The 11,493-nt window shown below is 70.6% G+C and carries 8 protein-coding genes and 3 tRNA genes; 3 read left to right on the top strand and 8 right to left on the bottom strand.

Translation table 11 applies throughout. The features are described 5' to 3' along the window. Both ACVNF4_RS25345 and ACVNF4_RS25340 read right to left on the bottom strand, forming a co-directional pair. Positions 1-343 (bottom strand): FGGY family carbohydrate kinase (locus tag ACVNF4_RS25345; RefSeq protein WP_461805183.1); only part of this gene is annotated, 343 nt, incomplete at its 3' end. A gap of 180 nt (positions 344-523) precedes the next feature. Further along, positions 524-817: a YtxH domain-containing protein gene (locus tag ACVNF4_RS25340; protein WP_461805182.1), complete on the bottom strand. Its 294-nt coding sequence runs from the start codon at positions 815-817 to the stop codon at positions 524-526. A gap of 159 nt (positions 818-976) precedes the next feature. On the opposite strand from ACVNF4_RS25340, the gene ACVNF4_RS25335 reads away from it, so the two are divergent. From ACVNF4_RS25335 to ACVNF4_RS25325, 3 genes are all read left to right on the top strand, one after another. Further along, positions 977-1,049 (top strand) — tRNA-Asn (locus tag ACVNF4_RS25335). A gap of 5 nt (positions 1,050-1,054) precedes the next feature. Then, positions 1,055-1,127, top strand: a tRNA-Asn gene (locus ACVNF4_RS25330). A gap of 187 nt (positions 1,128-1,314) precedes the next feature. Further along, positions 1,315-1,388 (top strand) — tRNA-Ile (locus tag ACVNF4_RS25325). Positions 1,389-1,829: 441 nt separating this feature from the next. Here the strand turns inward: ACVNF4_RS25325 and ACVNF4_RS25320 are convergent. From ACVNF4_RS25320 to ACVNF4_RS25295, 6 genes are all read right to left on the bottom strand, one after another. Next, positions 1,830-2,690 carry an FG-GAP repeat domain-containing protein gene (locus tag ACVNF4_RS25320; protein WP_461805181.1) on the bottom strand — a complete coding sequence of 287 codons (861 nt, stop codon included), beginning with the start codon at positions 2,688-2,690 and terminating at the stop codon, positions 1,830-1,832. A gap of 176 nt (positions 2,691-2,866) precedes the next feature. Beyond that, entirely contained in the window at positions 2,867-3,565 is a 699-nt protein-coding gene (gene upp, locus ACVNF4_RS25315) for a uracil phosphoribosyltransferase (protein WP_461805180.1), read from the bottom strand. A 46-nt stretch (positions 3,566-3,611) separates the two neighbouring features. After that, positions 3,612-5,540, bottom strand: a complete 1,929-nt coding sequence (locus ACVNF4_RS25310; protein WP_461805179.1) for an HAD-IA family hydrolase — start codon at positions 5,538-5,540, stop codon at positions 3,612-3,614. Next, positions 5,537-6,490: a pseudouridine-5'-phosphate glycosidase gene (locus ACVNF4_RS25305; protein WP_461805178.1), complete on the bottom strand. Its 954-nt coding sequence runs from the start codon at positions 6,488-6,490 to the stop codon at positions 5,537-5,539. The genes ACVNF4_RS25310 and ACVNF4_RS25305 overlap by 4 nt, the downstream gene beginning before the upstream one ends. Before the next feature lie 34 nt (positions 6,491-6,524). Continuing rightward, positions 6,525-10,643, bottom strand: coding sequence for an amino acid adenylation domain-containing protein (locus ACVNF4_RS25300; protein ID WP_461805177.1), 4,119 nt, complete (start codon positions 10,641-10,643; stop codon positions 6,525-6,527). A gap of 209 nt (positions 10,644-10,852) precedes the next feature. Then, on the bottom strand, positions 10,853-11,493 hold a 641-nt coding region (locus ACVNF4_RS25295), incomplete at its 5' end, for an MFS transporter (RefSeq protein WP_461805176.1).

The following is an 11,493-nucleotide window of genomic DNA, read 5'->3' as shown; positions in this document are numbered from 1 at the left end:
CGCCCAGCGCGTCCACCAGGTCGGCCGCGGCGACCTGCGCGCGCTTGTCGCCGCCGGTCATCGCCGGACGCACCGTGTTGCCCTGGGCGTCCAGGGGGATCACCGCGTTCTGCTGGGCGCTCACGCCGATCGCCTGCACGCCCTCCAGCAGCCCGCCGCCCGCCGCCTCGCCGAGGGACAGCAGCCATGTCTGCGGGTCGACGTCGCTCGGCCGCGTGGTGCCCTCCGGGCTGTCCACCGGGTGCGGGGCGTAGCCCTGCCTGAGTACGGCGCCCGTGTCCGTGTCACAGACGACGATGCGAGTGAAATCGGGCGCACTGTCCAGCCCGGCGACTATCCCCATGGAGCAAATTCTGCCGTAGCGCTGCGCTGGCTCGGGCCGGTGAGGTTGTGGGGGCTCATGGGGTCTTTCGGGTGCGGGTTGCGTTGTGGCTGGTCGCGCCCGCGCGGCGGAGCCGCATGTGTCACCGTCCCGCGCCCCTGAGGTGGGTTGCGTGTAGCGGCGTTTGGGAGGGACGCCCCGTTATGTGTTGCTCGTGCCCCAGTCGTCGTCCTCGCCTCCCGCTGTGGTGCGGTCGCGGAGGGTGCGGACTCGGGTGGCCACCGAGTCGGGGAAGCGGGTGCTGACCTTCTCGAAGGTGCGGCCCGCGAACTGGCGGCCCTGCTGTGCCGCCGACTCGGCCGTGTTGCGGACCGCGGGGTTCTGGGCGACCCGGCGGGCGGATTTCTTCAACTGCTCGTAGCGTTCGCGTCCGGCACGGGTGCCGAGGACGTAACCCACGGCGAGCCCGGCGGCGAACGTCAGCCGGTAGCGCATGACGGCGGCCCTTCCCTGATGTCGGTCCTGTAGGTGCTGCGGTCGGCGGGGATACCGATTGGCGAAGCACCCCCCTGCTTGCGCTAATGTATGTGTCGCAGCGAGCAAGCGCCCCCTGGCAAGTACCCAGGTGGCGACGTTCGATGCGATCGAGAGCATTCCTCCGTAGCTCAATTGGCAGAGCAGCCGGCTGTTAACCGGCAGGTTACTGGTTCGAGTCCAGTCGGGGGAGCTCGATCCTCCGTAGCTCAATTGGCAGAGCAGCCGGCTGTTAACCGGCAGGTTACTGGTTCGAGTCCAGTCGGGGGAGCGCTGAACGAGGACCCCGTTGGGGTCCTTTTTCATGTCCGGCGGAACCACGCGGCCCTCCGCGCGGTCCTCCTGGACACGAAGGCGAGGTCAGCAGCCGTGCGAAGCCGACCATCCGGAGCGGGAGATCGTATGACCGGCTATGCTGCGGCAGACGGCGCGCACACTTGTACGCGACACGCCGCTATGGGGCGGTAGCTCAGCCGGTTAGAGCAGCGGACTCATAATCCGTCGGCCGTGGGTTCGAGTCCCACCCGCCCCACTACGCGCTACGCGAGGAGAAACCTTCTGACCAGCAACTTCGCTGGTGGGTCGGGTGAGTTGAGGGTCCGGATGACCTTGGCGAGATGACTATTTCGTGATCGTCCGGACAGATTCTGGACGCCGATTCCGGCCAAGTCGGGCACTGCGGGAAGTCGGATGTCAACGCGGCCCTTCGGGACTACGTGGCGCGGATCAAGTGGCTGGAGGCTGCGGAGAAGCCGGCCGCGCGGGGTGCGCGTGGAGAGTTCGAGCAGGCTGCGGCGGCGTATGACGCGGAGAAGTGCGCGCGACGCGAGGCCTTCGAGTGATCACGTATCTGATTGATGTCTCCGGGGCGTATCGCTACGGCCTACCCCCGCAGGCGCGGGGACAGCGGCCCGGACAACCCGGGCCACTGCTCAGCGTGCGCCGAGGGTGAGGGCTCGTATCGGTACCCGCGTCAGTAGAGGTCGCGGTACTGGTTGAAGCCGGTGCCGAGTTTGACGCGGGGTTTGAAGGGGGCGGTCGGCTTGCCTGTTCCCTTGTGGAGCCACAGGTTGCCCTTGGGGTCGCGGGTGAGGAGGTCGCTGTGGCCGTCCTGGTCGACGTCACCCGTGGCCACCAGTTTGTTGTACTGGTTCCAGCCGGGACCCAGTTTCAGGCGGGGTGCGAACGGTTTCCGCGGGTTGCCCGTGCCCTTGTACAGCCACAGGACACCCTGCTTGTCGCGGGCGACGATGTCCGGCTTGCCGTCACCGGTCAGGTCGCCCTGGCCGGTGATCTGGGTGTATTGGTTCCAGCCGGTGCCGACCTCGACGCGCGGTGCCGGTGTGCCGTCCGCCTTGGTCTGGAAGCGCCACAGGACGCCCTGCTTGTCGCGGGCCAGCAGGTCGGGGTGGCGGGCGCCGCCCAGGGTGCCGGGGGAGAGGACGACGTCGTACCGGCTCCAGCCGGTGGCCACCTTCTTGAGGCGGCCGCCGCGCCACAGGTTCAGCGTGCCGTCGTCCATGACGTGGTACGCGCCGTCCTGGTAGCCGGTCAGGTCGGGGTCGACCGGCGCCTCGATCCTGAGGTGCGGCCAGACACCGACGCCCGACCGCTCGTCGAAGCCGCCCTTCCCGTTCGGCATCCAGACGTACCTCTGGCCCGACGGCAGGACCCCGGAGAGGAAGAAGAACGGCGCGGCGGGGGTGGGTTTGTGCGGCACGGCCGCGGTGGTGTCGGCCAGAGCGGTGCCGGCGGTGGCGCCGACCAGGACGACGGCGGTCGCCGAGGTGGCGAGACGCGACAGGACGCGTGCGCGCCGGGAAGGCTGGGTCACGTATGACTCCATGAGGTATGCGGGAATCAGGCGGTGCGCTCTGTACGGGTGTTCAGAGCGCCCGCACTGTTGTCCGAATCCTCGCATGCCCGTCCCAGCGGTTTTACGGTGAGGCGCGGAAGGCGCAATTCCGCCCGGACGTGCGCACAAAGCGCCCCCGCCGCCGCCCCGGAACTTCACGGCTGCCGCGGACGGTCCGTGCCGAAGTAGCGGTCCCCGAAGTCTCCGATGCCCGGCAGCATGTAGGCGTTCTCGTTGAGCCGCTCCTCGATCGCGGAGGTCACGATCCGTACGCCGGGATGGCGTTCGCGCACGGCGGCGATGCCCTCGGGGCAGGTGATGAAGGTGACGAAGACGATGTTCCGCTCCGGCACGCCCAGTTCGCGCAGGGTGTCGATGGCGGCCAGCGCGGTGCCGCCGGTGGCGAGCATCGGGTCGAGGAGGAGGACCTGACGGGTGGCGATGTCCTCGGGGAAGGCCGTGTAGTACAGGCTCGGCAGCTTGGTCGTCCTGTCACGCTGGATGAGGATCTTGCCGATCCTGATGCCGGGGACGACGGCGCGCAGTTCCGCCTCCATGCTCTCCCCGGCGCGCACGATCGGCACACCGACCAGCTTGTCGGCGAAGCGCAGACCCCGGTAGGTGCGGCCGACAGGGGTGGTGACGTCGTGCGGTTCGAACGGCAGGAGGTTCAGGGCCGCCTCGGTCAGCAGGCGGATGATCCGGCCGGTGTAGAAGACGAAGTCCTCACGGCGGGCGTCGCGGTCCCGGACGATCGTGTGCAGGGCGCGCAACTGGTCGGTCTGCGGGAGGAGATGGACCGCCTCGTCGAGGTGGGGGGCGATCGCGGTTCCGGGGTGGGTCAGGATAGTCATCGAAGGCTCCTCGGTGAGGGCGAGTCGTGGGGGTGCGGAGTGGCCGTCAGTCGACCGGGGGCTCGTCGAAGGTGACGGGGAGTTCCGGGGTCGCGGTGAACTGGCCGGCGGCGACGCGGTACACCGACCTGCCGCCCGAACCCCGCCACAGCTCGCGCATCACGTAGACGAGCTTGGCGTTGTGCTCCTCTTCCTCCTCGACGGCGCGCGCGATGTGCCAGTCCCACTCGCGGGCCCAGCGCGGGTCGTCCACGTCGTCCAGGGCGGTCGAGAAGAGGCCGTCGATCGCCGCCAGCTTGGCGGGCGTCACGAAGTGGGCCCGGGAGAACAGCACACCGAGGACGCCGGTCCAGTAGCACGCGACGGCCTGCCGGCGCTCCTCGGCGGGGAGGGCGTCCGCGATGTGCCGCATCGCGTGCAGGGCGGTGATCAGGTGGAGCAGGAGGAAGTCACCGGGTTCGGTCAGGTAGAGGACGGTGACGAGGTGGGCGAGCTGGTCCCAGCTGAGGTCGGGGTCCTGCTCGGCGGCCCAGGACTGCGCCTCGGACATCAGCGGGTGGCCCTCGCCGAGCATGCGGGCGATGCGGTACTGGAGTCCGGAGCGCAGCAGCTCGGGGTGGATGCCGTCGGTCGTGCCGTCGAAGAGACTCTCGATCGCGGCGCCGGTTTCGGGCCGCTCCTGCCAGTACCGCGCGATCCTCATCAGCGAGTCGAGAGGGCTGCCGGTGTCCGGTGCCGGGGAGGACGGGACACGCTCGGGGTGGCAGTCGACGTAGGCGAACGCCAGGTAGGCGAGGCCCTCGATGGTCATCCGGCGGTTGCCCGCGTCCAGACCCCAGCCCAGGTGGATGGTCGCGTGCTGGAGCGCTCCGGCCCACCCGGCGAGCAGGCGCGGGACGTAGGTCCGCAGCAGGGCCGGCATCCCCAGTTCCTTCTCCCGCCGGTCGAAGAACGCGCTGTAGGCGGCGAAGTCGCGGCGCTTGCCGAGGAGTTCGAGCCAGTTGGCGTCGTCGACGACGTGCTGGGGGGACCGGGCCGGCTCCACCCGGCAGCCGTACGGGGTCAGGGCGATGTAGTTGTCGTGGTAGGCCACGATCCGCCGGGGGTCCACGCCGAGGCCGTCGAGGGCGACGACCGCGTGCTTGACGTGGTTGGTGAGGTGGCCGTTGAACTCGATGTGGTGGGTGGTGTCGTCCAGGAGGTCGGTGACGGTGCGGTCGTCGGCCGGGAGGGTGGCGAGGATCTGCTCCACGGCCTGCGGGAAGGTGTCGGCGATGTGCGTCGGCGACGCCGACTCCAGCAGCGCCCGCTCGTGCACGCCGTAGGTGACCGCCACGGAGGCCATACCGGCCGCCGAGGCCATCTTCAGGTCGTGGGTGGTGTCGCCGACCATGACGGCGTGCTCCGGCAGGGCGTCGTGCCGGCCGAGGATGAGCAGGCCCGACTCGGGGTCCGGCTTGGGGCGGGTGACGTCGTCGGCGCCGACCAGCGTGGTGATGTGCTCGCGCAGACCGGCCGCGGTGAGCAGGGCGTCGGCGCTCGCGTGGAACTTGCTGGTGGCCACCGTCACCACGATCCCCTGGCGGCGCAGTTCGGCGAGCCCCTCGGGGACGCCGGGGAAGACCAGCGAGCGGGCGCGGGGCAGGACGACGGTACGGAACGCCTCCTGGTAGCGGGCCACGCCCTCGGTGACCGAGGGGTCCTCCAGTTCCACCCCCAGCAGGTTCGCCCACGCCCGCTGGAGCGGGAGGCCGATGGTGGCGCGGATGTCCGCGGCGTCCGGGGGCGTGAGGCCCATCGCCTCGAAGGCGGCGGTGAACGCGTCCACGATCGCCCGGGGCGAGTCGGCGAGGGTGCCGTCGAGGTCGAACATCGCGACACGGACGGGGGCTGGGGTCATCGTGGTCATCGTCGGGTTCTCCACCGTCGTGCGGTCGGTCGTCGTCAGGGTCTGTTCGGCGGGGGCGGCGCTCACCGGTTCTCCTCCCGCCGCAGCCGGGCGTGGGCCGCCGCGAGCCGGCCGCCGACCTCGGCGGTGTGGATGAGGACGGCCATGTTGGCGCGGGCGGAGCGCCCTTCGGTGGCCCGGTCCACCGCCCGCATGACGTACTTGGTGACGGCGCCGCCGCGCACCCCGTCCGCCTCCGCGCCGCGCAGGGCGTCGGTGATGGCCGCCTCGACGTCCTGTTCGTCGATGGCGTCCTGCGGCCGGGTCGGGCTGGTGATGAGGACGCCGCCGGGGTTGCCGAGCGCCCAGTGGGTGTCGACGGCGCGGGCGATCAGGTCCGGGTCGTCCAGGCGCTGCGGTGCGCGCAGGCCGCTGGAGCGGCAGTAGAAGGCGGGGAAGTCGTCCGAGCCGTGGGCGATCACGGGGACGCAGTGGGTCTCCAGGAACTCCAGGGTCAGACCGAGGTCGAGGATCTTCTTCGCCCCGGCGCAGACCACCGCGACCTTGGAGCGGGTGAACTGGATCAGGTCGGAGGAGATGTCCATCGTGGTGTCGGCGCCCCGGTGGACACCGCCGATGCCGGCGGAGGAGAAGAAGGGGATGCCGGCGAGTTCCGCGGCGACCAGCGAGGAGGCGACGGTGGTGGCGCCGGGCAGACCCGAGGCCAGGACGGCCGCCAGGTCCCGGCTGCTGACCTTCGGGATGCCGGGGGCGGTGGCGAAGCGCTCGATGTCGGCGTCGGTCATCCCGACCAGGATGCGGCCGGCGTCGATGCCGATCGTCGCGGGCACGGCGCCGCCGGCCCGGACGGCGTCCTCCACCTTGCGGGCGGTGGCCGCGTTGTCGGGGTAGGGCAGGCCGTGGGTGATGACGTTCGACTCCAGCGCGACCACGGGGTCGCCGGCGGCGAGCGCGGCGGCCACCTCGTCGGTGAACACCAGGGGCACCGGGGAGCGCCGGGGGGCGGGGATCGTCATGGGAGGGTCCTTAAACGGTGGAAGCGGACGGCGGTCAGTAGGTGGGCGTCTTGCTCAGCAGCTCCTGCCGGCCGACGATCTCGGGGACGTACACCCGCTCGTTCCACAGGTTCTCGGCGACGGGCTCCAGCGCGATGGAGACGACGTCCTCCGCGCAGCCGAACGCGTTGCTCACGGCGGCGGTGAGGGCGGCGATCAGCTCCCGCTCCTTCTCCTCGGTGATCGACACCGGGAAGTGCTTGATGTTGATGTGCGGCACGGTGGCCTCCGGGATCGGGACGCGGGCGGCGGTCAGGCGGTCGGTGAGGACCTCGGCGAGCTCGGCGACGTGCGGCTCGCGCAGCAGTTCGTAGTGGCCGGCCCGCAGCGGGCGGACGGCCGGCGGGGACGCGGACCAGCCGGCCTCGCCCTCGATGAAGGAGTAGTTGTCGTCGGCGGCCTTGACCAGCGTCACCGGGGTCCGCAGCCGGCGTCCGCGCAGCTCCTCGAAGTCGTAGGTCAGGGAGTAGGTGCGCCGCACGATGTCGGTGACGGCACGCACCAGGCCCCCGCCGAGGCCGGGGAAGTGCGTGGTGACGAAGGCGACGAAGCCGTCCTCGTCGGTGACGGTGTCCAGGCACTGCTCCAGGCGCGGACCGGTGAGCGTGCCGGCGAACACGGAGAACAGCAGCGCGAGGAAGGCGCGGTCGGTGAAGTCGGCCCGGCCACTGGCGCCGGCGGCGTCCTCGGGCCGCAGCTTCGGCATGCCGGGGGCCACCAGGAAGAGGTGCTCGACGCGCTCCCCCTGCTCCTCCAGCCGACGGGCGGCCTCGAAGGCGACGCGGGCGCCGAAGGAGTACCCGCACAGCAGGTAGGGGCCGTGCGGCTGGATCTCCCGCAGCGCCGCGACATCGGCGGCGGCCATCGCGGCGACGTCGTCGTAGGGGGCTTCGCCCGGGTTGATGCCGTGGGCCTGGATCCCGTACACGGGCCGCTCGGTGCCCAGGGCGGCGGCCAGCGGGCGGAGGTTCATCGGGTAGCCGCCGAGGCCGGGCCAGCAGTACAGCGGGGTGCCCCGGCCTTCCGGCTGGAGCGGCACCAGACGGGAGGCGGGCTGCGGCGAGGCGGCCTTCAGGTGGGCTGCGAGCTTCTCCACGGTGGGCGCCTCGAACAGGATCTGGAGCGGTATCCCGCCGCCGAAGTCCGCGTTGAGGCGGCTGACCAGGGCCACCGCGAGCAGGGAGTTGCCGCCCAGCTCGAAGAAGTCGTCGACGACGGAGACCTGGTCCCGCTTGAGCACCGCCTGCCAGACATCGCGGATGCGGCGCTCCAGCGGCCCCCGGGGAGCGACGAAGGTGCGCTCGCCGACCGCCAGTTCGCTCTCCTGCGTGGCTTGCAGCGCCTTGAGGTCGATCTTGCCGTTGGCGGTCTGCGGCAGCCGGTCCAGGACGACGATCCGGTTGGGCAGCATGTAACGGGGGAGCAGGCCGGTGAGGTCCTCCTTGATCAGCTCGGCCGGGCCCTGCATGTGGACCACGTCCTCCTTCATGTCCTCGCCGCGCCACTGCGCGTCGCTGACCTGCCCGCCGACGCAGAAGTAGGAGGGGCCGTACGGCAGTTCGCAGTCGGCGAGGATGCGGCCCAGCCGCTTGGCGGACGGCAGGTCGTCACCGGACTTGGAGCTGTAGCCCGAGGACATGAAGCCCAGGTGGAGGTCGTTCATCTGGAGGCGCTGGAGGCCCCGGCCCAGGTCGAGGTAGTGCCGCCAGGGTTCGGGGGAGGTGGCGACCATGCTGACGCCGAAGCCGGAACGCTCGTAGACCCGCTGGTTGATGGCGATGACGTGCTTCTTCAGGATCACGTCGTCGCTCACCCGGGTGAGGCCGGTCCCGTCGTAGCGGTACTGGCCCGGCGGCAGGCCGTCGACCCGGGTGGAGTGCGTCTGGACGTAGAGGTCGAGGGCCTCGGCGTCGCCCGTGTCGCCGGGCCGGGCCGCGCGCAGGTCGAAGCTGCCCAGGTAGTGGTCGTCCGCAGCGCAGTCGAGACGGTCCTTGACGGCGGGCCGGTGGGCGGCGGCGGCGATGCACAGGCCGTGCGCCGGCAGCACCTCCTCGAAGAGGCCGACCATGTGGCCCGCTTCGATCTCCAGCACTTCGCGGATGTTGTTGCGGTAGACCGGTTCGATGGCGCCGTGCTTGCCGAGGAGGTGCAGCCGCGTCTGGCCGGCCGGGAGCTGGGGAGCGGCGTCGACGAGGATCAGCCGGTGCTGGAGCGGGTGGTAGTAGTGCAGGCCCGCCGGGAGGTCGTGGCCGGCGCCGATCTCGACGTACAGCTGAGTGGCGTACAGGGAGCCGGGCGAGGCGTAGGCGTACTTGGGCAGGAGCCGCTGGTCGCTGAGGTGGGCGCCGAAGTTCCGCAGGATCGTGCCGAGTTCGTCGCGGCCGATCAGGTCCGAGGCGCGGGCGGGCCGCTGCGGGCGGGTGCGCGGGCCGAGGACGTGCAGGATGTCGTCCCGGGTGACCGCGCCGCCCTCGTAGAAGCGGTACGTCTTGCGGGAGAAGGCCAGGGCGCGCTGCTCGGGGGTGGCCTCGGCGCCGGGCAGGTCGAGGGACGGCCGGCCGGCGAGGTCGGCCTCGTCGCGCAGGCCGGGATGCGACAGCTGGGCCCTGACCTGGAGGCGGCTCTGCTTGGACTGGTGGTGGGAGCCGTGGTTGCCCTGGTCCATCAGGGCGGCTTCCCTCGGGTTCAGTTCCACGAAGGCGACGAGGTTCTGGAAGCCGGTGGCGGCGTCGTCGTGCAGCAGGACGGCGGAGGAGCGGACCCAGTCGTGGGCCTCGATGGTCTGGCGGATCTCGTCCAGCTCGACCCGGTAGCCGCGCAGCTTGACCTGGTTGTCGGCGCGGCCCACGAACTGCACGGTGCCGTCGGCGTTGAGGTGGGCGAGGTCACCGGTCCGGTAGAGGCGGGCGCCCGGTACCTCCGAGAAGGGGTCGTCCACGAACCGGTCGGCGGTCAGGTCCGGGCGTCCGAGGTAGCCGCGGGCCACCTGGGCGCCGCCGATGTGCAGTTCGCCGACCTCGCCGGCCGGGACCGGCTCGCCGTCCGCGTCGAGGATGTGCAGGGTGGTGTCCCGCACCGCGCTGCCGATCGGCATGACGAGCGGGCCGTCCGCCAGCGCCGCGCCGTCCACCGTGAAGGACGTGGCGTTGATGGTGCACTCGGTGGGGCCGTAGAGGTTGACCAGGCGGGCGGCCGGCATGGTGTCCAGGCACTGGGCGGCCAGGCTGCGGGAGAGCGCCTCACCGCCGCTGAAGATGCGGCGCAGGGAGCGGCAGGTGTCGAACTTCTCGGTGTCCAGGAGCGCCTGGAGCAGGGTGGGGACGCATTGCAGCGTGGTCACTTCGTGCCGCTCGATGGTGGCGATGATCGCCTCGGGGTCGCGGTAGACACCGGGAGCGCCCATGACGACGGTGCTGCCGCAGGCCGGCGCGAGCAATTCCCACTGCGCGGCGTCGAAACTCATCGGAGTTTTCTGGAGGACCGTTTCGTTTTCGTCGATTCCGCATTCGTCGTGCAGCCAGCGCATCTGGCCGACGATGCTCCGGTGCTCGATCATCACCCCCTTCGGCTTTCCGGTGCTGCCCGAGGTGTAGATGACGTACGCGAGATCTCCGGGCTCGATACCGGGCTCCGGCATGACAGCCACCTGGGGATGCTGCTCCGCCGCCTCGAATATCTCGTCGAGAGTGAGAGAAGTGAGTCCGGCGGGCGCCAATTCCTGGAGAGCGGGCCGCAGGGGTTCCTGGGTGAGGGTGACGTCCACGCCGGCGTCCGACAGCATGTACGAGATCCGGTCCTCCGGGTATTCCGGGGACAGTGGCACATAACTTCCGCCGGCCCAGAGAATTCCCCAGACCGCGGTCAGCAGGTCGAGCGAGGGCTCCATGAACACGCCCACCCGGCTGTCCCGGTCCACTCCTTCCTGCCGCAGTATGGCTCCCACCCGCTCGCTCCGCCGGACCAGCTCGGCGAACGTGAGGCTCTGCCGCTCGTGCACGGCGGCGATACGGTCGGGGGTGGCTCTCGCCTGTTCACGGAGCAGGGCGGGGAGGCTCGAAATCTCCGAGAGGGCGCTACGGGAACTGGGGGAACTGGGGACAATTTCTTTGCTCATGGGGGGAAATCCTTCATCCGCTGAAAGAACTTCGGTAATCGCCGGCCGGTGCGGGGGCTGCCTTCGCGAGTCGGATCCGGCAGTGCGCGGAATCCCAGAGACTCTTTGCGAGGCTATTGAGGGCGATATTCGGATGCTATGGCCAAGTCTTGGTGAATGCTACTGCCGTAAAGCGTTTCTGCGGAATTGCGCAGGGAATGTGGTGCGGGTCAGCCGATTCGGCGGTTCCGGCCGGCCGGAACGGCGGCCATCATCTGCAACAGGGTCAGCAGCAGAACAAAGGCGATAGGCAGCCGCCAGCCGCCGGAACGGTCGTAGAGAACCCCGACCACGAGTGAACCCGGAATGGAGAGGGCGTAGCCGCGGCTCTGCACGAATCCGGACAGCCGGGCCGCCGAGGCGCTGTCCCGGCCACGCATGCCGATCATCGCCAGGGCCAGCGGGAAGGAGCAGTTGGCGATGCCCAGCAGGATCGCCCAGAGCCAGGGGGCGGTGGACGCGTCGAAGAAGAGCCCGGTGAACCCGGCGAAGCCGCAGACGCCGGTCGCGACGGCGAGTCCGCTCTGATTGCGCACGCGATCCGCCGCCGCCGACAGGGCGAACGACAGGGGTACGCCGAGCAGGGAGGAGACGGAGAACAGCAGCCCCGCGGTGCCGGGGGAGAGTCCGGCGTCCCGGTAGATCTGGGGCAGCCAGCCGATGATGATGTAGGCGACGCTCGCCTGGAGGCCGAAGTAGACGGCGAGCGCCCAGGCCGTGGGGTCGCGCGAGAGCCGTGGCTCGACGCCGGGTGGCGGGCGGACCGCCCCGGCGGTGTGGCCGTCGGGTGGCCGCCGGGCCGCGAGGACGA

The organism is Streptomyces sp. S6 (assembly GCF_054880855.1).
The sequence above is the reverse complement of the archived record's forward strand: the minus strand, read 5'-3'. Positions and strand labels throughout refer to the sequence as shown.

Bases quoted from the DNA above. Each gene is read 5' to 3' on its own strand.
- ACVNF4_RS25340 (WP_461805182.1), bottom strand. From the start codon at position 817: ATGCGCTACCGGCTGACGTTCGCCGCCGGGCTCGCCGTGGGTTACGTC.
- upp (WP_461805180.1), bottom strand. From the start codon at position 3,565: ATGACTATCCTGACCCACCCCGGAACCGCGATCGCCCCCCACCTCGAC.
- ACVNF4_RS25305 (WP_461805178.1), bottom strand. From the start codon at position 6,490: ATGACGATCCCCGCCCCCCGGCGCTCCCCGGTGCCCCTGGTGTTCACC.
- ACVNF4_RS25300 (WP_461805177.1), bottom strand. From the start codon at position 10,643: ATGAGCAAAGAAATTGTCCCCAGTTCCCCCAGTTCCCGTAGCGCCCTC.